18 protein-coding genes are annotated in these 19529 nt (G+C 69.3%); 10 read left to right on the top strand and 8 right to left on the bottom strand.

Translation table 11 applies throughout. The annotated features are described in order from the left end of the window. Position 1 precedes the first annotated feature (1 nt). From ASG37_RS08010 to ASG37_RS07985, 6 genes are read right to left on the bottom strand one after another with little or no spacing between them, the layout of a single operon-like run. Positions 2–346, bottom strand: a complete 345-nt coding sequence (locus ASG37_RS08010; protein ID WP_055757976.1) for a flagellar basal body rod protein FlgB — start codon at positions 344–346, stop codon at positions 2–4. Positions 347–360: 14 nt separating this feature from the next. Beyond that, a complete protein-coding gene (gene flgI, locus ASG37_RS08005) occupies positions 361–1476 on the bottom strand; it encodes a flagellar basal body P-ring protein FlgI (RefSeq protein WP_055757973.1) in 1116 nt (371 codons plus the stop codon). Beyond that, positions 1476–2030 carry a flagellar basal body L-ring protein FlgH gene (locus ASG37_RS08000; RefSeq protein WP_055757970.1) on the bottom strand — a complete coding sequence of 185 codons (555 nt, stop codon included), beginning with the start codon at positions 2028–2030 and terminating at the stop codon, positions 1476–1478. Before ASG37_RS08000 ends, flgI begins: the two co-directional genes overlap by 1 nt. Continuing rightward, positions 2027–2665: a hypothetical protein gene (locus ASG37_RS07995; protein WP_055757967.1), complete on the bottom strand. Its 639-nt coding sequence runs from the start codon at positions 2663–2665 to the stop codon at positions 2027–2029. The genes ASG37_RS08000 and ASG37_RS07995 overlap by 4 nt, the downstream gene beginning before the upstream one ends. A 21-nt stretch (positions 2666–2686) precedes the next feature. Then, positions 2687–3460 (bottom strand): flagellar hook-basal body protein, encoded by a 774-nt coding sequence (locus tag ASG37_RS07990; protein ID WP_055757964.1) that lies wholly within the window; start codon positions 3458–3460, stop codon positions 2687–2689. Then, a complete protein-coding gene (locus ASG37_RS07985; RefSeq protein ID WP_156349075.1) occupies positions 3457–4152 on the bottom strand; it encodes a flagellar hook-basal body protein in 696 nt (231 codons plus the stop codon). The genes ASG37_RS07990 and ASG37_RS07985 overlap by 4 nt, the downstream gene beginning before the upstream one ends. 367 nt (positions 4153–4519) lie before the next feature. Here ASG37_RS07985 and ASG37_RS07980 point away from each other — a divergent pair, with 367 nt between their 5' ends. The 3 genes from ASG37_RS07980 to ASG37_RS07970 are packed head-to-tail and all read left to right on the top strand — an operon-like array spanning position 4520 to position 7202. Continuing rightward, positions 4520–5008, top strand: coding sequence for a dihydrofolate reductase (locus ASG37_RS07980; protein WP_055757959.1), 489 nt, complete (start codon positions 4520–4522; stop codon positions 5006–5008). A 43-nt stretch (positions 5009–5051) separates the two neighbouring features. Continuing rightward, complete coding sequence (locus tag ASG37_RS07975) at positions 5052–6251, top strand: dipeptidase (protein WP_055758745.1); 1200 nt, start codon at positions 5052–5054, stop codon at positions 6249–6251. Positions 6252–6260: 9 nt separating this feature from the next. After that, positions 6261–7202 carry a bifunctional riboflavin kinase/FAD synthetase gene (locus ASG37_RS07970; RefSeq protein ID WP_055757957.1) on the top strand — a complete coding sequence of 314 codons (942 nt, stop codon included), beginning with the start codon at positions 6261–6263 and terminating at the stop codon, positions 7200–7202. A gap of 605 nt (positions 7203–7807) precedes the next feature. Here the strand turns inward: ASG37_RS07970 and ASG37_RS07965 are convergent. Continuing rightward, the gene (locus tag ASG37_RS07965) at positions 7808–8530 is read right to left on the bottom strand and encodes an SIMPL domain-containing protein (RefSeq protein ID WP_055757954.1); all 723 of its coding nucleotides are present in this window, start codon (positions 8528–8530) and stop codon (positions 7808–7810) included. A 190-nt stretch (positions 8531–8720) separates the two neighbouring features. On the opposite strand from ASG37_RS07965, the gene ASG37_RS07960 reads away from it, so the two are divergent. The 3 genes from ASG37_RS07960 (at position 8721) to ASG37_RS07950 (ending at position 14591) form a co-directional block, all read left to right on the top strand. Next, the gene (locus ASG37_RS07960) at positions 8721–9914 is read left to right on the top strand and encodes an efflux RND transporter periplasmic adaptor subunit (RefSeq protein ID WP_055757951.1); all 1194 of its coding nucleotides are present in this window, start codon (positions 8721–8723) and stop codon (positions 9912–9914) included. A 5-nt stretch (positions 9915–9919) separates the two neighbouring features. After that, positions 9920–13123: an efflux RND transporter permease subunit gene (locus tag ASG37_RS07955; RefSeq protein WP_055757948.1), complete on the top strand. Its 3204-nt coding sequence runs from the start codon at positions 9920–9922 to the stop codon at positions 13121–13123. A gap of 202 nt (positions 13124–13325) precedes the next feature. After that, positions 13326–14591, top strand: a complete 1266-nt coding sequence (locus ASG37_RS07950) for a DUF445 domain-containing protein (RefSeq protein WP_055757945.1) — start codon at positions 13326–13328, stop codon at positions 14589–14591. Between the two features lie 286 nt (positions 14592–14877). Here the strand turns inward: ASG37_RS07950 and ASG37_RS07945 are convergent, their stop codons facing one another. After that, on the bottom strand, positions 14878–15558 hold the full coding sequence (locus ASG37_RS07945) for an HAD family hydrolase (protein WP_055757942.1): 681 nt from the start codon (positions 15556–15558) through the stop codon (positions 14878–14880). Between the two features lie 56 nt (positions 15559–15614). Between ASG37_RS07945 and ASG37_RS07940 the strand changes: the two genes are divergently transcribed. The 4 genes from ASG37_RS07940 to ASG37_RS07925 are packed head-to-tail and all read left to right on the top strand — an operon-like array spanning position 15615 to position 19118. Continuing rightward, on the top strand, positions 15615–16724 hold the full coding sequence (locus ASG37_RS07940; protein WP_055758741.1) for an ABC transporter permease: 1110 nt from the start codon (positions 15615–15617) through the stop codon (positions 16722–16724). Next, complete coding sequence (locus ASG37_RS07935) at positions 16721–17569, top strand: ABC transporter ATP-binding protein (RefSeq protein WP_156351547.1); 849 nt, start codon at positions 16721–16723, stop codon at positions 17567–17569. The genes ASG37_RS07940 and ASG37_RS07935 overlap by 4 nt, the downstream gene beginning before the upstream one ends. Continuing rightward, on the top strand, positions 17569–18534 hold the full coding sequence (locus tag ASG37_RS07930; protein WP_055757939.1) for an MlaD family protein: 966 nt from the start codon (positions 17569–17571) through the stop codon (positions 18532–18534). The genes ASG37_RS07935 and ASG37_RS07930 overlap by 1 nt, the downstream gene beginning before the upstream one ends. Before the next feature lie 8 nt (positions 18535–18542). After that, positions 18543–19118, top strand: coding sequence for an ABC-type transport auxiliary lipoprotein family protein (locus ASG37_RS07925; protein WP_055757937.1), 576 nt, complete (start codon positions 18543–18545; stop codon positions 19116–19118). Positions 19119–19529: the final 411 nt, after the last annotated feature.

The following is a 19529-nucleotide window of genomic DNA, read 5'->3' as shown; positions in this document are numbered from 1 at the left end:
CTCAGCGTCCCCCGGCGATGGCGCTGCGCAGGATCGCGCCCTGCCGGCCGAGCATGTCGAGCAGCGCAGAGTAGCGCAGCGCGGTGTCCGATGCGGTGGCGAGCTCGAGGTCGACCCGCATCTCGGTGCCATAGGTCGGCGTCGCGGCGAGCAGCGTCTCGGCCCGGACCGCGGCGATGGCGGCAGGTCCCTGCGCCACCGCGCGGCGCAGCGCGTCCTCGAACGCGACCCGCACCGGGCGATAGCCGGGCGACGCGGCATTGGCGATGTTGGCGGCGGTCGCCTCAGCACGGGCGGTCAGGCCGTCGAGCGCCTTGACGATCAGTTGCGAGGTATCGGCGTTCATCACGAAAGCTCCGGTCAACGAATGACGAGGTCGGCGTGCAGCGCACCCGCCGCCTTGATCGCCTGAAGGATGCCGATCATCCGCTGAGTATCGACGCGGGCGTTGGACAGCGCCTGCACGAGATCGGCGATGGTGGTGCTCGGGAAGCGGAAGGTGCGGTCGCCCGCCCCTTGCGCGACGTTCAGCCGGGTATTGGTGACGATCAGGCTGCGCACGCCGCCGGGATCGCTGGCGAAGCCGGTGTAGAAATCGGGCTGCGACGCGACATTTTCGGCCACCACCGAAATCTTGATGTCGCCCTGCGCGATGACCACCGACGACAGCGTCACGTCGCCGCCCGCCACGACGGTGCCGGTGCGTTCGTTGATGACGACGCGCGGCGGAGCGTCGGGCCGCACCGTCACCCGTTCGATGTCGGCGAGGAACGCGGTCAGGTTCGCCGCCGGTCCGGCATAGCGGACCCGCACCTCGTCGGCATTGCGCGCCCATGCGGCCCCCGGCCCCAGCCGCCCCGAGATCCCCGCCGCGATCCGCTCGGCGGTAGAGAAGCTGGGTTCGGCGAGCAGGAACGACAATTCGCCGCCGGGCTTCAGGATCGAGCTGTCGACCGACGCCTCGATCGTCGCCCCGCCCTGAAGGATCGCCGAGGTCGGATAGTTGCGCTGCTCGCGGTTCAACTGGCTGTCGAAACGGTGGCCGCCGACCAGTAATTGTCCCTGCGCCAGCGCATAGGTGCGCCCGTCCGGCCCCAGCATCGGCGTCATGATGAGCGTGCCCCCGGCAAGGCTGCGCGCGTCGCCGATCGAGGCGATCGTCGCATCGATCCGGTCGCCGACGTTGGCCGAGGGCGGTAGCGTCGCCGTGACCATCACCACCGCGACGTTGCGGCTGCTGATCTCGGCGGATTCGACGTTGGTGCCGAGCCGGCCGAGCGCGTTGCGCAACGCCTGCCGCGTCACCACGCTCTGCCGGGTATCGCCCGATCCCGACAGGCCGATGACGAGGCCGTAGCCGACCAGCGCATTCTCGCGCCAGCCGTCGAACCGGCCGAGCGCCTTGATCGGCACCTCCTGCGCGGCGGCGGGCAGCGGGCCGGCGAGCGCCAGCAGCATGGCAAACACGCGCCGCATCAGCCGAGCCCCAGCAGGCTGAACAGCCGGTTGAGCAATCCCGGCCCCGCCCCGCGTGACACGAAGCCACGTCCGCCGTAATCGATCTCGGCATCGGCGATCCGGCTGGAGAGGATGGCGTTGTCGGGGGTGATGTCGATCGGGCGGATGCGGCCGCGCAGGCGGACTTCGGTCCGCTCGCCGTTCACCTGCATCCGCTGCGTCCCCGTCACGATCAGATCGCCGTTGGGCAGCACGTCGCTGACCGTGACGCTGAGGCGCGTGACCAGCCGTTCGCTGCGCCGGGCATCGCCGCGACCGGTGAAGCCGCCGCCGATCGTCGCCCGGCCGCCTTCGCGGAGCGATCCGGCGTCGATCGAGGCATTGAGATCGGTCGCCTTGCGCGTCGTGGTCTGTTGCGTGTTGCTCGCCTCCGCCGATTGAAAGACGATGACGGTCAGCGCGTCGCCGACCTCGCCCGCGCGCTGATCGGTCGCGAGCGCGTTCCACCGGCCCCGGCGATACAGATCGTCGGCGGGCAGCAGCAGCGTGGCGGCGAGGATGGCGGCGATCATCGCGCGTCCTCCGCGATCGTCAGCGGCGCGGCGAATACGCGGCCCGCGCCGTCGCGGACGAACACCCGATTGCCCGAACGACCCGGCTGCATCGTTACGACCGGGCGTTCGATCGCGACCGGCCCATGGACCGACCGCAGGGTCAGCGCGGTTCCCGCAGCGATCCGCGTCACCGGCGCGGGCAGAAAGCGACCGAGCGGCGTGCTGGCGGGTTGCGCGGTCGCAAGGAAGGCGGTGCCATCGCGCGCGGTGCGCATGGTAGCGGTGGGTTGTCCGGTCAGGCAGGGCACGGCGGCGACTTCGCGGCGTGTCACCGCCTCATCTGCGGCAATCGCGCGGAGCGTAGCCCAGCATTGCATGGCCGTATCGGGGTTCGGTCGCAGCGTGATCGTCGTCGTGCCATCGGACGTGATGGCGAGCGCCGGCAACCGCCGCCGCACCAGCGCCGCGACCGACGCCGCCGGCAGCACCGCGTGCCGCCGCGCGACGGGCAGGCGAAGCACCGGCAGCGCCGCACCGGCACCGGCGAAGCGCCGGCCGTCGGCGTGGCGCACCAGATCGCCGACCGTCAGCTCGCGCCGATCGACGCTCACCGTCGCGGCGATGACGAAGCTCATTCCCAGGCCCAGCATCATGTCGCTTGCTCCCCCAAGGCCCTAGCGGCGCAGGCCATTGGCGATGCCCATCATCTGATCGGCCGCCTGAAGGATCTGGGCATTCGCGGCATAGGCGCGCTGCACCAGCATCATCCGCACCATCTCCTCGGTCAGTTGCACGTTCGACCGTTCGATCGCGCCCTGCACCAGCCGTCCGGTCCCGTCCTCGCCGGGGGCGAAGGCGTCGAGCGTGCTATCGTCGGCCACGCGGTACAGCCCGCCGTCGAGCCGCTCGAGCGATGCCGGATCGTTCACCCGCACCAACTGGATCTGGCCGAGCACGACCGGTTCGGCGGCTTCGGCCAGCACCGCGCGGACGGTGCCGTCGGCGGCGATGGTCAGGTCGGACGCTTCGTCGGGCACGGTGATCGCCGATTTGAGCGCGAGCCCGGCGGGGCCGGACAATTGCCCGCTCTCGCCGATGGTCAGGCGACCGCCACGCCACAAGAGGGTGCGGCCGTCGGCGCCCATCAGTTCGATCAGGCCGGCACCTTCGATCGCCACGTCCATCGTGGTGCCGGTGCGCTGCACCTCGCCCTGGTCGTTCAGCATGAACTGCACGTCGAGCGCGACCCCGGCCAGCGTCGGCGTGGTGGAGGCGAGATCGGCGATCGGCACGCCGCCGTCCGCCGCGCTGGCGACCACATCGGCGAAGCGCACGTCGGAGCGTTTGAAGCCGGCGGTGTTGATGTTGGCGATGTTGTTGGCCAGCGCGTCGAGCGCCAGTTGCTGGGTGCGCAGGCCGACCGCGCCGACGTGATAGGCGCCGCTCATCGACCGCCCCCGGCGAAGGTCGTGACGACCCGGCCCATCAGTTCGTCGTAGAGCTGGATCAGCTTCGCGCCGTTCTCCGCCTCGCGGACCGCCGCCATGCTGCCGGTCATCTCGTCGCCGAGCGAGACGTTGGACGCTTCGATCGCGCCTTGCCGCACGATCGCGTCGGATGCCTCCTGCATCTCGCCCGCGACGAAGGTTTCGCCAACGATGCGCAGCGCGGCAGGATCGACCGGCCGTTCGATCGCGAGCCGGGCGAGCGCGCGGCCGTTCGCCATCATCGTGCCGTCGCGCTCCAGCCGCATCGTCGCGGCATCGAGGATCACGTCGCCGCCGCCCGCCTGTTGTAGTGCATAGCCCTGCGGCGTCATCAGCCGTCCGTCGGCATCGCGCCGGAACTGGCCCTGCCGGGTGAAAAGCGTGGTCTCGCCCGCGCGCAGCCGGAAATAGCCGTCGCCGCTGATCGCCAGATCGAACGGGTTGCCCGTTTCGGTGATCCTGCCCTGATCCTGTTGAAGATGGGTGGCGATCGCCGGTGCGTCGACGCTGGCGCCATCGCGCAGCGCCTGCGCGAAGCCGACCCGCCGCTTATAGCCCGGCGTCGCCAGATTGGCGACATTATGGGCGACGACATCCAACCGCCGCTCGGCCATCCGCATGATGGCGCTGGCGGACTCTACCAGTCCCGACATTGCACGTTCCCCGCCCCACCACCGTATCGAAGCGATATGGATCGTGGCCGGGGCCCCGATGCCACCGGCCGGGGGCGGGCGTCGCGTGCCGTTAGGTCCGCTATCGAGCGAACACCGGCCGATCCGGCCGGCGTTGCCATCGCCGACCGGGCCGGTGCGGCCGGACGGCGGCGCAACGACCGGCGGATCGGCGGGGGTGCGGGCCGGCGGCACGGCGGTTCCGCGATTGCTTCGTTATGGAGCCAATCGCATCGAACTTTCCGCCCGTTCCGGCGATGCGGCGTCGTATTTGACGGGACGGTGCTGTAGCGACGCCGATAACGGACGCCGCCGGGGACGCGCGGCGAGCAGAAGGGCCGAGCCACCGATGATCGATGCCATCCTTGCCCGCGCGACCAACGGCGTGATCGGGCGTGACGGGCAGTTGCCGTGGCATCTGCCGGCCGACCTGAAGCGGTTCAAGGCGCTGACCATGGGGCGGGCGATGGTGATGGGGCGCAAGACGTTCGAGAGCTTTCCCGCCCCCCTGCCCGGACGGCGGCATATCGTGCTGACCCGCGACCGCGACTGGGCGGCGGCGGGGGCCGAGGTCGCGCAGGACCCGGATGCGGCGCTGGCGCTGGCCGGGCCGGACGCGGCGGTGATCGGCGGGGCGGAGATCTTCGCGTTGCTGCTCGACCGGATCGAGCGGATCGAACTGACCGAGGTCCATGCCGCGCCGCCGGGGGATGCGGTAGTGCCCCCGTTCGCCGGCTGGCGCGAAACGTGGCGCGAGGACCACAGTGCGACAGGCGATCGGCCGGCGTACAGCTTCGTGACGCTGATCCGCTCGACTCTGCCCGACACGCGGGTCTAAGGGCCGCGCCGGTGCCGTCATGGCGCCGGGGGAACGGGCGGCGATGCGCAAGGCGATCTGGTGGGGCGTGGCGTTGCTGGCGATCGCGGCGGCGGCGTTCTTCGCGCTGGTGCCCGGCATCGTCGAGCGATCGATGAACAAGGTAGAGCCGCCCCCGGCGCTCGCCGCGCGCTTCGCCGCCGGCCAGCCCGCGACCCAGACGACCGGGCCGATCGTCGACCTCCACGCCGATACGCTGCTGTGGTCGCGCGACCTGATGACGCGGGCGCAGCGCGGTCAGGTCGACGTACCCCGGCTGGCGGCAGGCAATGTCGCCCTCCAGGTCTTTTCGTCGGTGACGAAGACGCCGCGCGGGCAGAATTACGACGCCAACGATGGCGACAGCGACAATATCACCCCGCTGGTGGTCGCGCAGTTGCAGCCGGTGCGGACATGGGGGTCGCTGCTCGAACGATCGGTGTGGCATGCGACCAAGCTGCGCCGGACCGCGCGCACCTCGAACGGGGCACTGCGGCTGGTGACGAACCCGGCCGAACTGGATGCGCTGCTGGCGGCGCGGGCGGCGGCGCAAGGGGTGCGACCGGTCGGCGCGCTGCTGTCGATCGAGGGGCTGAACGGACTGGACGGGAGCCTCGCCAATCTCGACCGGCTGTATCGCAGCGGGTTCCGCATGGCGGGCCTGACCCATTTCTACGACAACGAGGTCGCCGGATCGATGCACGGCCGCGCCAAGGGTGGCCTCACGCCGTTCGGGCGGACGGTGATGGCGCGGATGGAGGCGATCGGCATGATCGTCGATGTCGCGCATCTGAGCCATCAGGGACTGGCCGAAGTACTGGCCCGCGCGCGCCGGCCGGTGGTCTCCAGCCATGGCGGAGTGCAGGCGACCTGCCCGGTCAACCGCAACCTGACCGACGACGAGGTGCGGGGTATCGCCCGTACCGGCGGCGTTGTCGGCATCGGCTATTGGGCGGGCGCGGTGTGTTCGACCGACCCGCAGGCGATCGTCCGCGCGATCCTGCACGTCCGCAAGGTCGCGGGGATCGATCATGTCGCGTTGGGATCGGACTTCGACGGGGCGGTGACGACCGCGTTCGATGCCGCGCATCTGGCGGTGGTGCCCGAGGCGCTGCGGGCGGCAGGGCTGAACCAGCGCGAGCTGGACAAGGTAATGGGCGGCAATGCGCTCAGGGTGCTGCGCGCCGGTATACAGCCCCTTTCGCGGCGGGCGGGCGCCGGGTAAGGGGCAGCGATGGAGCGGCTGGACGGCAGCGCCCCGGTGCCGGCGCCTCTGCGTGGCGGGATCGTCGCGCTCGGCAATTTCGATGGATTTCATGCCGGGCATCAGGCGGTGGTTGCCCGCGCGGTGGCGCGGGCGCGCGACGCCGGCCGGCCGGCGATCGTCGCGACGTTCGATCCCCATCCGCGCCGCTTATTCCGGCCCGATACACCGCCGTTCCGGTTGACCAGCCTCGACCAGCGCGAGCGGTTGTTCGCCGCCGCCGGGGCGGATGCGATGCTGGTGTTCGGCTTCGACGCCGCGCTTGCCGGGCTGTCGGCCGAACGGTTCGCGCTCGACCGGCTGGTCGCGCTGATCGGGGCGGGCGGGGTCGTGACCGGCACCGACTTCACCTTCGGCCGGGGGCGCGACGGCGATGTCGCAACGCTGAAGGCGCTGGGCGAAGCGCATGGCTTCGTCGCCGAGACGGTCGCGCCGGTCGGCGACGGGCAGGCGGTCGTATCGTCGTCGCGCATCCGCGACCTGTTGCGCAGCGGCGAGCCGCGCGCGGCGGCGGCGCTGCTGACCCGGCCGTTCGCGGTCGAAGGCGTGGTGGAGCATGGCGCGAAGCTCGGGCGGACGCTCGGCTATCCGACCGCCAATCTGACGCTGGGCAGCTATCTGCGGCCCGCCTACGGCATCTATGCCGCGACCGGGCGGCTGGCCGATGGCCGGGTTGTGAATGGGGCGGCGAGCCTGGGGGTCCGCCCGACGATCGAGGGGGCGCCGATCGAATTGCTGGAGACGTATTTCCTCGATTTCTCGGGCGACCTGTACGGACAGCGGATCGAGGTGGCGCTGATCGAGTATCTGCGGCCCGAAGTGAAGTTCGATTCGCTGGAGGCGTTGACGGTGCAGATGGCGGAGGATTGCCGGAGGGCGAGGCAGGTGCTCGGCGCGCCGGGCAAGGCGTAGCGAAGCTACGCCGAGCCGCCCAAGGCGCGCTCGGCCGGCGGCGCGAGAAGCGCCGTCCGACGGCACGGGCTTTGCCCGTGGCGGGTGTTCGGGACCGGTGGAACCGTTGCCGGGCAGGAGCCGCAACGTCGGCATGTATGGATTCCGGCCTTCGCCGGAATGACGAGAGTGGGTGGTGCGCGCCGGGCAAGGCGTAGCGAAGCTACGTCCGAGCCGCCCAAGGCGCGCCCGGCCGGCGGCGCGAGAAGCGCCGTCCGACGACGCGGGCTTTGCCCGTGGCGGGGCCGACTTCCGCCCAAAGTTTACAAAGTTTACACTAACGACGCATTTGTTGCGAATGAATCGCAGGCTGTGATGACGGGGCGGGAGCCGCTGCCGACAGTGCGTGCGGGACCGTGGACCCCGGAACGGGTCCGGGGTGACGATGTGTCTGGCGCGATCGGGGTGGACGGGAACGGGCGGCATTGCCGGAGCCTGCAACGGATGATGGGGTGTAGGACAGCTTGGTGTTCAGGTGTGTCCATGTGCCGCTTGCGGAAGCCTGCCCACCCCCGACCCCTCCCTTCCAGGGAGGGGAGTGAGGCACGCTCCCCTCCCCTCCAACCTTACCGCAGCACGAAGCGGACCGAGACGCTGGCGGTGAGTTCCTGTTCGCCCGCGACGATCGGAGTCGCCTCGTCGCGCTGGACCGACATGCGCGCCATCATCGGCATCGGCGGCTGCGGGAACGAGGCGCCGCCCTCGGCGATCGTCAGGATGCGGTCGACGCGCAGGCCGGCGGCGCGGGCGTACAGCTCGGCGCGGCCGCGGGCGCGGCGGATCGCGTCGGTGCGGGCTTCGTCGAGGGCGGCGTCGGCCGCCTCGACCGAGAGGGTCGGCCCGTCGATCTGGTTCGCGCCCTGCGCGACCAGCGCGTCGAGGATCGTACCGCTCTTCGCCACGTCGCGGAAGCGGATCGCGACGCTGTTGCTCGCCTGATAGCCGGTGATCGCCGGCGGCTGGTTCTCAGCATAACGATATTGCGGCTGGAGCTGGATTTGCGCGGTCTGGAGATCGCGGTCGGCGACGCCGGCACGGCGCAGCGCGGCGACGACGCGGGTCATTCGCTGGGCATTGTCCGCCAGCGCGGCGGCGGCGGTCGGCGCCTGCGAGACGACGCCGGCGCGGATCGTCGCGATGTCGGGCTTGCGCGTCGCCTTGCCCTCGGCGGTCACGTCGAGCAGCGTCGCATCGGCGGGCCATGCCGCCATCGGTGCCGGCGGCGTCGCTTGCTGCGCGGTCGCAGGGGTGGCGGCGATCGCGGCGAGGATCAGGGCGGAACGGAGCATCGGCAGTTTCCTTCGCGTGAAATTCGGCAAGGCCGGTCGTTACGGTCGCGTCGAGTAACGCCGGCTGAACGCAATCGATGCGATCCTTGTGATCCTTATCGAAAAACGCGATGGTGCGATTGAAACTGGTGCTTTATTACGATAATACAGCGCCGATACGCAGGGGGGGCCTGCGAGCGGGATGGCCTGAATGAACTACGAATCGACGACGATCGCGGGGGAACGGCACGCATTGACCGGGCCGGGGGCACCGCGTTCGCGCCGGCGGGCGGTGATCGTGGGGGTCATCGTCGTGGTGCTGGTCATGATCGGCGCATGGTGGGCCTTTGGCAAGGGCAAGAGCGACGGCGCGGCGACCAAGGCCGCCGCCACCGCCCCGGCGAGCGCCTTGCCCAAGGTGACGGTGGTGGTGCCCGGCCGCGAGACGGTGACGCGCACCGTCACCGGCACCGGATCGCTGGCCGCGCGGCGCGAGATGCCGGTCGGCGTGGTCGGCGAAGGCGGCCTTGTCACGCGGGTGCTGGTGGAGCCGGGTAGCTGGGTGGCGGCGGGTCAGGTGCTGGCCAGCGTCGACCGGTCGGTACAGGCGCAGACCGCCGAATCGCTGGCCGCGCAGGTGCGCGTGGCGCGCGCCGACGCGCGGATCGCGCAGACCGAACTCGACCGGTCGAACCAGTTGGTCGGGCGCGGTTTCGTGTCCAAGGCCGATCTCGACCGCAAGACCGCGACGCGCGATTCGGCCAATGCCCGGGTGCGGGTGGCCGAGGCGCAACTGGCCGAGACGCAGGCGCGCAACCGCCGGCTCGACATTCGCGCGCCCGCCGCCGGCCTGGTCCTCACCCGCGCGGTCGAGCCGGGGCAGGTGGTCGGCAGTGGCAGCGGCGTGCTGTTCCGCATCGCGATGGGCGGGCAGATGGAGATGCGCGCGCAGTTGAGCGAGGCCGATCTGGCGAGCGTGCGTGCCGGCGTGCCGGCCGAGGTGGTTCCCGTAGGCGGGACCCGCGTGTTCAAGGGCGAGGTGTGGCAGGTGTCGCCGATCATCGATCCGCAGACCCGGCAGGGCATCGCCCGCATCGCGCTGAAATATGATCCGGCGCTGCGCCCCGGCGGTTTCGCCAGCGCGCGGGTGGGTGCCGGGGCGTCGACCGCGCCGCTGCTCCCGGAATCAGCGGTGCTGAGCGACGACAAGGGCAGCTATGTCTATGTCATCGACGCACAGAACAAGGCTGTGCGCCGCGACGTGCGCGTGGCCGAAGTGTCCGACGAGGGTGCGCTGATCGGATCGGGGCTGATCGGCGACGAGCGGGTGGTGGCGAGCGCGGGTGCGTTCCTGAACCCGGGGCAGCAGGTGGTGCCGGTGCGCGCCGCCGCACGCAAGGAATAGCGCTGATGGGCTTTCGCAACATCTCGGCATGGTCGATCCGCAACCCGGTGGCGCCGCTGGTGCTGTTCCTGGCGCTCACGCTGGCGGGGATCGTCAGCTTCATGCGGATGGACGTGAACCAGGACCCGGACATCGAATTCCCGGTCGCGATCGTCGTCATCAGCCAGCCGGGGGCCGCGCCCACCGAACTGGAAACGCAGGTCACGCAGCGCGTCGAGGCGGCGGTGCGGTCGTTGCAGGGCATCGACCAGATCGAATCGACGGTGAGCGAAGGCCAGTCGCAGACCGTCATCCAGCTCGACATCGGCACGCCGATCGACCGCGCGGTCAACGACGTGCGCGAGGCGGTGAACCAGATCCGCAGCGCGCTGCCCGACGGTATCCTCGAACCGCAGGTGTTCCGCGCCAACACCACCGACAAGGACCTCGCGTCGTGGACGGCGATCGCCGACGACATGACGCCCGAACAGCTTAGCTGGTACGTCGATAACACCGTCAGCAAGGAATTGCTGTCGATCGAGGGCATGGCGACCGTCGAGCGGGTCGGCGGCGTCGACCGCGAGATTCGCGTGACGCTCGATCCGGCGCGGTTGCAGGCGCAGGGGCTGACCGCGAGCCAGGTCAATCAGGCGCTGCGGCAGGTCAATCTGAACGCGGCGGGCGGCAAGGCGGAGATCGCCGGATCGCAACAGTCGGTGCGCGTGCTGGGCAACGCCGCCACCGCCTATGCGCTCAGCCAGACGCAGGTGCCGGTGGGCGGCGGGCGATCGGTGCGGCTGGCGGACATCGCCGACGTGCGCGACGCCTATGCCGAGCCGACCAGCCTTGCCGAATATAACGGCCGCCCGGTGCTGGCGTTCGACATCAAGCGCGCCAAGGGCGCGTCGGACGTGACCGTGTTCCACGAGGCGGAAAAGAAGATCGCCGACCTTCAGAAGCGCAACCCGCAGGTCCGCTTCGCGCTGCTGTCCAATTCGGTCAAGTTCACCGAAATCCAGTATCATTCGGCGATGTCGGCGATGGTCGAGGGCGCGATCCTTGCGATCGTCGTCGTGTTCCTGTTCCTGCGCGACTGGCGCGCGACGCTGATCTCGGCGCTGGCCATTCCGCTGTCGGCGATCCCCGCCTTCTGGTTCATGGACATGATGGAGTTCACGCTCAACCAGATGACGCTGCTGGCGCTCAGTCTGGTGGCGGGCGTGCTGGTGGACGATGCGATCGTCGAGATCGAGAACATCGTCCGGCACATGCGGATGGGCAAGACCGCGTATCAGGCATCGATCGACGCGGCGGACGAGATCGGCATCGCCGTGCTGGCGACGACGATGGCGATCGTCGCGGTGTTCCTGCCGGTGGGGATGATGCCGGGGATCGCGGGCCAGTTCTTCAAGAATTTCGGCTTCACCGTCGTCGTGTCGGTGCTGATGAGCCTTGCCGTCGCGCGGCTCATCACGCCGATGATCGCCGCCTATTTCCTGAAGGCCCATGGGTCGGCCGTCCACGGCGAGGGCTGGCTGATGGACCGGTACATGGACGTGCTGCGCTGGACGCTCCGCCACCGCTGGGCGCCGATCGTCGGCGGCGTCGCCGCGCTGGCGCTGACCGTGGTCATGTTCATGGTGCTGCCGCAGACGTTCCAGCCGCCGCAGGACCGCGACCGGGTGACGGCGAGCATCGAGATGGTGCCGGGCACCACGCTGGAACAGACCGCCGTGGTGGTGAAGCGGGTCGAGAATCTGCTGAACGGACAGCCGCTGGTCAAATCGGTCTATTCGTCGTCCTATGCCGGCAACGGCCGCGTCACCGCCGAACTGCTCGACAAGCCGACCTTCGGCATGCGGGTACGCCATGCGCTGGGCATGATGGACGATGCCGCCTTTGATGCGATGCGATCGGTCAAGAGCGTCGAGTTCGAGCGTGGCCTGGCGCCGCAACTGGCGGCGATCCCCGATGCGCGGGTGTCGTTCCGGTCGCAATTTGGCTGGGGCGGGTCGAGCCGCGACCTGTCGATCACGCTGGGCGGCGACGATCCGGTCAAGCTGAACCAGACCGCGAACCAGTTGGTCAAGGACATGGAAAAGCTGCCGATGGTGGTGGCCCCGCGCGTGTCGGGCGATCTGCAACGGCCGGAGATCATCATCCGCCCGCGCAGCGACCTTGCCGCCAGCCTGGGCGTGACCACCGCCGCGCTGTCGGGGGCGATCCGCATCGCCACGCTGGGCGACATCGACCAGAACAGCGCGCGCTTCTCGCTGTCCGACCGGCAGATCCCGATCCGGGTCGCGCTGTCGCGCGACGCGCGCTCGCGGTTGTCGACGATCCAGAACCTGCCGGTGCCGACCGCGAGCGGCGCATCGGTGCCGCTGTCGGTCGTCGCCGACATCGGGTTCGGCGCGGGGCCGACCAAGATCGACCGGATTAACCAGCAGCGCCGGCTGGTCGTCGGCGCCGACTTGGCACCGGGCGTCGTGTCCGGCGTGGCGATGGCCGCGATCAAGAACACGCCGACGATGAAGAACCTGCCGCTGGGCGTGTCCGAACTGAGCGTCGGTCAGGCGAAGTGGCAGGCGGAGATGATCCAGAACTTCATCGTCGCGGTGATCTCGGGCATTTTCCTCGTCTTCGGCGTGCTGGTGCTGCTCTACAAGCGGGTGATGCCGCCGTTCGTGAACATGGGGTCGCTGTTCCTTGCCCCCTTGGGCGGATTGCTGGCGCTGTGGGTGACGGGCAATCCGATCTCGATGCCGGTCTACATCGGGCTGCTGATGCTCTTGGGCATCGTCGCCAAGAATTCGATCCTGCTGATCGACTTCGCGCTGGAGGAGATGGAGAAGGGTGTCGACAAGGAAGTCGCGATCCTCGACGCCGGGCACAAGCGCGCGCAGCCGATCGTGATGACCACGGTGGCGATGATCGCGGGCATGGTGCCGACCGCGCTGGCGCTGTCGGGCGATGCGTCGTCGCGCGCGCCGATGGGCATCACCGTGATCGGCGGGCTGACGCTCTCGACCCTTCTGACGCTGCTGATCGTGCCGGGGGCGTTCAGCCTCGCGGTCGGGCTGGAGCGGTGGATCGGGCCGAAGATGGCGCGGCGGCTGCTGACCTATCGGCCCGGTGATGGCGACCCCTACGGGCCGCTGATCGATCACCAGCCGGGCGGGCGGTTGCCCAAGGATGACGGGCCGAAGGGGCTGCCGGCGGCGGAGTGACGGGGTAGCCGCGCTCGCGACCCGCTCCCCTCCCTGACAGGGAGGGGTTGGGAGTGGGTCGGTCCGCGAGGGAAGGTGCGCGTGCCACAACCGGCCTACCCACCCCCGGCCCCTCCCTTGTCAGAGAGGGGAGCAATAGCGTCTGTTGCGAAAGCGACCGTTGCCGATTGAACCAAACCGCCGCTCGACCTTTGTTACGGGGATGCCACGATCTGCGGGCGTCGTCCGCGGGGGCGATGCGGTTCCTCCTCAACTGCGCCGGATGCGGCGCGTCGCGACCGGGCTCCTGGTGGCGATGGCCGTGCTATTCCTGTTGTCGCGGCGGCTGCACGAGGTCCATTCCGGCTGGGGCTATGTCCAGGCGTTCGCGGAAGCCGCGATGGTCGGTGGCCTTGCCGACTGGTTCGCGGTCACGGCGCTGTTCCGCCATCCGCTGGGCGTGCCGATCCCGCATACCGCGATCGTGCCGCGCAACAAGGACCGGATCGGCGATACGCTCGCGGCGTTCCTGCGCGACAATTTCCTGACCGCGCATATCGTCGCGCGGCGGATGCGGCGGTTCGATCTGGCGCTGGCCGCCGGGCGCTGGCTGGCCGATCCGATGGCGCGATCGGGGCGGTTGCGCCACGGTGCTTCACGCCTCGCGGTCAACATGCTCGAGGCGCTCGACCCCGAACAGTTCGGGACGACGGTGCGCGGCGCGCTGGCCAACCGGATGCGGGCGTGGCCGGTCGCGCCGATGCTGGGGCGCACGCTCACCACGCTGGTCGAGGGTGATCGCCACCTGCCGCTGATCGACGCGGTCGTGCGGTGGACCGCAAAGACGCTCGACGCCAATGAGGACATGGTGCGCGACATGATCCGCAAGCGTGCGGGATCGGTATTGCGCTGGACGGGACTCGACGAGACGCTGGCCAATTCGGTGCTCAACGGCCTGCGCAAGATGCTCGACGAAGTGGCGGCTGATCCGGCCCACCCCTTACGCGCCAAGGCGAACGAGGGGCTGGCGCTGCTGGCGCACGATTTGCAGCATAGTCCCGAGCTTCAGGCGAAGGTCGAGCGGTTCAAGAACGAACTGCTCGACAATCCGGCGGTGGCGGCATGGTGGATGGGGGTGTGGGAGCGGATCCGCGCGGCGATGCTGGCGCATGCCCGCGACCCCGACCGGGCGCTGAACGGTCCGATCGGCGAGGCGCTGCGCCAACTGGGCGCGACGTTGCAGTCGGATGCGGTACTGCGGGCGAAGGTCAACCGCTTCGCCCGGCGCGCGGTGGTGGGCGGTATCGCCGATTATGGCGACGGGATCGTCCGGCTGGTGTCGGACACGGTGCGTGGCTGGGATGCGGCGACAATCACGCTGCGGCTGGAAAATGCGGTCGGGCGCGATCTGCAATATATCCGCATCAACGGGACGTTGGTCGGCGGGCTGGTCGGGCTGGTCATCCATGTCGTGGATGTGTGGTTGTGAGGGGGGTGCGGGCCGTCGTTCGCGCGACCTGCTCCCCTTCCTCGAAGGGAGGGGTTAGGTTGGCTCGTGAGGGAAGGTTCGCGCGTCACAACCGGCCTACCCACCCCCGGCCCCTCCCTTGTCAGGGAGAGAAGAATGCCGGGCCTGCCGTTTGGCGGAGCATTCGACGGCCATCGCCTGCGGAAGCGTGGACCCCGGAACGGGTCCGGGGTGACGCTGTGGGTGGGGTTCGGGTTTCGAGCCTCTCCCCCTCCCCCGGCCACTCCCCTTTCGGGGAGGGGAGAAGCTACGTGCGCCAGTCGAGGATCGGCCAGCCGCGCTTTTTCGCCAGTGCCTTGAGCGGCGCGTGGGCGTTGACGGGGAACGGCTCGTCGGCCCAGTCGAATACGGGAGCGTCGGAGACATGATCGCTGTAGAAGCGCACGCGCACGTCGTCGCGCGCGATGCCGTTGCCCTCGACCCATGCACGAATCGCGCGCAGCTTGGCCGCGCCGTAGCAATTCTCGCCATGGATGCGCGGCAGGACATGGCCGTCCTCGCGCCCGACGCTCTCGGTGGCGATCACCGCGTCGAAGCCGAGCAGATCGGCGATCTCCTGCGCATAGAAGCGATAGGAGGCGGTCGCGAGGATCAGCATCCGTCCCTCGGCGCGGTCGGCCTCGATCCGGTCGCGCGCGCCGTCGAGCAGCCCGGTGGCGACCGTCGCCTGCGCGAATCGGCGCGCGGTGTCGGCCAGCCGCTCGCCCGGCACCGCGCGGCCGAGGATCAGCCGCTGGGTCATTTCCTTCAACCGGTCGCGGCCATAGAGTTTGAGCGCATAGCCCGCCACCGCCGCGCCGGCGATCGGCAGCAACAGCAGCGCGCCGCGTCCCCGCTCGCGCGCGGCATGGCGCAGGAAGGGCGTCCACGTCGCGACGCGGGTAATGGTCTTGTCCATATCATAGATGGCGAGATTGCGGTGTCGCATGGGCGAAGCGCGTACCATCTTGCCGCGACGCCGCAAATCGCCGATGGATGGCGGTGATGAGCGCTTCCGCCGATTTTTCGCACGTCCGAACCGATGGCGGGCAGGCGCTTCGCTTCTCGGGCGACCTGTCTCTCGCGCATATCGGCGACCTGCCCGACCGGCTTGGTGCCGTGGAGGAGAAGGTCGACCGGATCGACCTGTCGGGGATCGACCGGATCGATACGGTGGGCGCGTGGGTGATCCACCGCTTCGCCCGCGACCGCGATGTCCGGATCGAGGGGTTGAGCTCCGACAGCCAGCATCTGTTCGATCAGGTGGCGGCGGCCGACGATCCGGTGGTGCGCAAGGAAAAGCCGTCCAGCCCGCCGGTGCGCGTGCTGGAGGAAATCGGCGAGGCGGTGTCGGGCAGCGGGCGGCAGATGCTCGGGCTGCTGGGGTTCATGGGGGCGACGGTCCTCGCCTTCATCAACGTCGTGCGCAATCCCAAGCGGTTCCGCTTCAACGCGACGGTGCAGCGCTTCGAGGTGGTCGGCGTCTCGGCGCTGGGCATCATCGGGCTGATGAGCTTCCTGATCGGTATGGTCATCGCGCAGCAGGGCGCGGTGCAGCTCCGCCAGTTCGGTGCGGAGGTGTTCACGATCAACCTGATCGGGCGGCTGACCTTCCGCGAGCTGGGCGTGCTGATGACCGCGATCATGGTCGCGGGGCGATCGGGGTCGGCGTTCGCCGCGCAGCTCGGCACGATGAAGCTGACCGAGGAGATCGACGCGATGCGCACGATCGGCGTGTCGCCGATGGAGGCGCTGGTGCTGCCGCGCGTGATCGCGGCGATCGTGATGATGCTGCTGCTCGGCTTCTATGCGTCGATCATCGCGATCATCGGCGGCGGGCTGTTGAGCTGGGCGCAGCTCGGCATTCCGCCGATCACCTTCGTCACCCGCATCCGCGAGGTCGTGCCGATCACCGACCTGTATATCGGGCTCATCAAGGCCCCGGTGTTCGGCGCGATCATCGGCATGGCGGGGTGTTTCCACGGCATGCAGGTGGAAAGCGACGCCGAACAGGTCGGCAGCCGGACGACGGCGGCGGTGGTGCAGGCGATCTTCCTCGTCATCGTGCTCGACGCCTTTTTCGCGATCTTCTTCGCATGGATCGGATGGATATGAGCGACACCGACTCGATCATCCGCGTGCGCGGCTTGAAAAACCAGTTCGGCGATCAGGTGATCCACGAGAACCTCGACCTCGACGTGCGGCGCGGCGAAATCCTCGGCGTGGTCGGCGGGTCGGGCACCGGCAAGTCGGTGCTGATGCGATCGATCATCGGGTTGCAAACGCCGAGTGCCGGCAGCATCGACGTGTTCGGCGAGACCACGATTGGCCGCGAGGAAACCGAGGCGGTCGAGATCCGCAAGAAATGGGGCGTGCTGTTCCAAGGCGGCGCGTTGTTCTCGACATTGACCGTCGCCGAGAATGTGCAGGTGCCGCTCAAGGAATTCTACCCCAAGCTGAAACCAGCGCTGCTCGACGAGATCGCCGGGTACAAGGTCGTGATGACCGGGCTGCCCGCCAATGCCGGGCCGAAATATCCGAGCGAACTGTCGGGCGGCATGAAGAAGCGCGCGGGGCTCGCGCGTGCGCTGGCGCTCGACCCGCAGTTGCTGTTTCTGGACGAGCCAACGGCGGGGCTCGATCCGATCGGCGCGGCGGCGTTCGACGAGTTGACCGCGTCGCTCCAGAAGACGCTGGGGCTGACCGTCTTTCTCATCACCCATGACCTCGACACGCTGCATGCTATCTGTGACCGGGTGGCGGTGCTGGCCGACAAGCGGGTGATCGCGGTCGGCACGATCGACGAGCTGCTGGCGCTGGATCATCCGTGGATCCAGGAATATTTCAACGGACCCCGTGGCCGTGCCGCGACCGATGCGCAGGAGCGCATCGCGCGCTCGGCCCCCCAACATGACGAGGCCGGCGTGACGCTGGCCAAGCCCCAAGCCCAGAGGCGCTGATGGAAACCCGGTCGAACCATGTCCTCGTCGGCGCCGTGGTGCTGATCCTGCTCGCCATGCTGGCGCTGTTCACCGTGTGGCTCGCGCGGGTCGGCGGCGGCAGCGAGAAGGAATATGACGTCTTCTTCAAGCAAGCCGTCGACGGACTGGCCAAGGGATCGCCGGTGTCGTTCTCGGGCGTGCCGTCGGGCCAGGTCGAGGACATCGCGCTGTGGCCCAAGGACCCGCAGTTCGTGCGCGTGCGGATCAAGGTGAAGGACGAGACGCCGGTCCTGCTCGGCACGACCGCGACGATCATCGGCAGCTTCACCGGCGTGTCGACGATCACGCTCGACGGCGCGGTCAAGGGTGCGCCGCCGATCCAGTGCCCCGAGGTGAACCCCGAACAGTCGTGCCCGATGGGCGTGCCGGTGATTCCGCCCAAGGCGGGCGGCGTCGCCGCGCTGCTGAGTTCGGCGCCGCAGTTGCTGGAGCGCGTCACGACGCTGACCGAGCGGCTGGCCGACGTGCTGTCCGACCGCAACCAGAATTCGATCGCCGCGATCCTCGACAGCACCAACCGGCTGACCGACGCGCTGGCCGATCGCGGGCCGGAAATCGCAGCGACGCTGGCCGAGACGCGAGTCGCGATCCAGCGCGCCGGCGTCGCCTCGCAGCAGATCGGCGAGCTGGCGGCGACCACCAACGGCGTGCTGGCGAACGACATCCAGCCGACGATCCAGCAGTTGAACCGCACCATCGCCAGCGCGCAACGGAGCGCGGAGACGCTCAATTCGGCGATCGGCGACGCGCAGCCGGGGTTGAAGGCGTTCAGCAAGCAGACCGTGCCGCAGGTGAACCAGTTGGTCGGCGATCTGCGCGCGATGACCAGCGCGCTCGCCTCGGTCGCCGAGAAGGTCGATCAGGGCGGGGCGACCGCGCTGGTCGGCCGGTCGAAGCTGCCCGATTACGAGCCCAAGAAGTGAGAGACGCCATGAAGAAGCTGTCGGTCCTGCTCCTCCTGCCGCTCGCCGCCTGCATCCGCTTCGGCGCCGAACCGCCCGCCGCATTGCTGACGCTGGCCCCGGCCACCGCGATTCCGGCCGGGCAGACCCAGTCGTCGGCAGGAACGAAGTCGATCACGGTGCAGGTGCCGGTGGTGCCGCAGGAGCTGGCGGTGACGCGGGTGCCGGTGCAGTCGAGCGACACCAGCATCGCCTATGTCAAGGAAGCGCAATGGGTCGAACCGCCGGCGCGGCTGTTCGCGCGGCTGCTGTCCGACACGCTTACCGCGCGCAGCGGGATGGTGGTGCTGAGCCCGCGGCAGGGCTTCACCGATCCCGGCGCGCAACTGTCGGGTGAACTCCGCGAATTTGGCATCGATGCGACGCGCAGCGAGGCGGTGGTGACGTTCGATGCCACGCTCCAGCGGGTGGGTGCGACGACGTTCGAGAAGCGCCGCTTCACCGCGCGCGTACCGGTGGCGGCGATCGATGCGACCACGGTCGGCCCGGCGATCAACCAGGCGGCGAACACGGTGGCGGCGGCGGTGGCCGACTGGGCGCGATAGGACCTGTTTGCCCTCTCCCCGGACCAGGGAGAGGGATACCGGAGCTTGCCAGCTTGCTGGCTGGCGCAGGTTGGGAGCGGGGCGAAGCGAGCCAGAGGCTCGCGCGCTCGCTATCGCGAGCGCCAACCCCTCTCCCGGCTCCGACTAGAGCCGATCGACATTCACGCTCCGATCGTCACCCCGGACTTGGTCCGGGGTCCACCGCCGGGCGATCGGTGTGCTTTGAGGCTCTATCGACGGCGTTTGCGGCCCGGTGGACCCCGGAACCAGTCCGGGGTGACGATACGGAAGGCCTTTTTAACCAAGAGCGGCACCGCGAATAGCCGAATGTCGACCGGTCCCAGGCCTTTGCTCGCGCAAAGACCAAGTCTGCGCATCCCTCTCCCCCTTTCGGGGGCGAGGAAGCGAATG

The sequence above is a fragment of the Sphingomonas sp. Leaf407 genome (assembly GCF_001425385.1).
Lineage (GTDB): Bacteria > Pseudomonadota > Alphaproteobacteria > Sphingomonadales > Sphingomonadaceae > Sphingomonas.
This window is presented reverse-complemented; position numbering and strand designations above follow the sequence as displayed.

Coding starts and splice junctions, on each gene's coding strand:
- ASG37_RS08010 (WP_055757976.1), bottom strand. CDS start 346: ATGAACGCCGATACCTCGCAACTGATCGTCAAGGCGCTCGACGGCCTG.
- flgI (WP_055757973.1), bottom strand. CDS start 1,476: ATGCGGCGCGTGTTTGCCATGCTGCTGGCGCTCGCCGGCCCGCTGCCC.
- ASG37_RS08000 (WP_055757970.1), bottom strand. CDS start 2,030: ATGATCGCCGCCATCCTCGCCGCCACGCTGCTGCTGCCCGCCGACGAT.
- ASG37_RS07995 (WP_055757967.1), bottom strand. CDS start 2,665: ATGATGCTGGGCCTGGGAATGAGCTTCGTCATCGCCGCGACGGTGAGC.
- ASG37_RS07990 (WP_055757964.1), bottom strand. CDS start 3,460: ATGAGCGGCGCCTATCACGTCGGCGCGGTCGGCCTGCGCACCCAGCAA.
- ASG37_RS07985 (WP_156349075.1), bottom strand. CDS start 4,152: ATGTCGGGACTGGTAGAGTCCGCCAGCGCCATCATGCGGATGGCCGAG.
- ASG37_RS07980 (WP_055757959.1), top strand. CDS start 4,520: ATGATCGATGCCATCCTTGCCCGCGCGACCAACGGCGTGATCGGGCGT.
- ASG37_RS07975 (WP_055758745.1), top strand. CDS start 5,052: ATGCGCAAGGCGATCTGGTGGGGCGTGGCGTTGCTGGCGATCGCGGCG.
- ASG37_RS07970 (WP_055757957.1), top strand. CDS start 6,261: ATGGAGCGGCTGGACGGCAGCGCCCCGGTGCCGGCGCCTCTGCGTGGC.
- ASG37_RS07965 (WP_055757954.1), bottom strand. CDS start 8,530: ATGCTCCGTTCCGCCCTGATCCTCGCCGCGATCGCCGCCACCCCTGCG.
- ASG37_RS07960 (WP_055757951.1), top strand. CDS start 8,721: ATGAACTACGAATCGACGACGATCGCGGGGGAACGGCACGCATTGACC.
- ASG37_RS07955 (WP_055757948.1), top strand. CDS start 9,920: ATGGGCTTTCGCAACATCTCGGCATGGTCGATCCGCAACCCGGTGGCG.
- ASG37_RS07950 (WP_055757945.1), top strand. CDS start 13,326: ATGCCACGATCTGCGGGCGTCGTCCGCGGGGGCGATGCGGTTCCTCCT.
- ASG37_RS07945 (WP_055757942.1), bottom strand. CDS start 15,558: ATGCGACACCGCAATCTCGCCATCTATGATATGGACAAGACCATTACC.
- ASG37_RS07940 (WP_055758741.1), top strand. CDS start 15,615: ATGAGCGCTTCCGCCGATTTTTCGCACGTCCGAACCGATGGCGGGCAG.
- ASG37_RS07935 (WP_156351547.1), top strand. CDS start 16,721: ATGAGCGACACCGACTCGATCATCCGCGTGCGCGGCTTGAAAAACCAG.
- ASG37_RS07930 (WP_055757939.1), top strand. CDS start 17,569: ATGGAAACCCGGTCGAACCATGTCCTCGTCGGCGCCGTGGTGCTGATC.
- ASG37_RS07925 (WP_055757937.1), top strand. CDS start 18,543: ATGAAGAAGCTGTCGGTCCTGCTCCTCCTGCCGCTCGCCGCCTGCATC.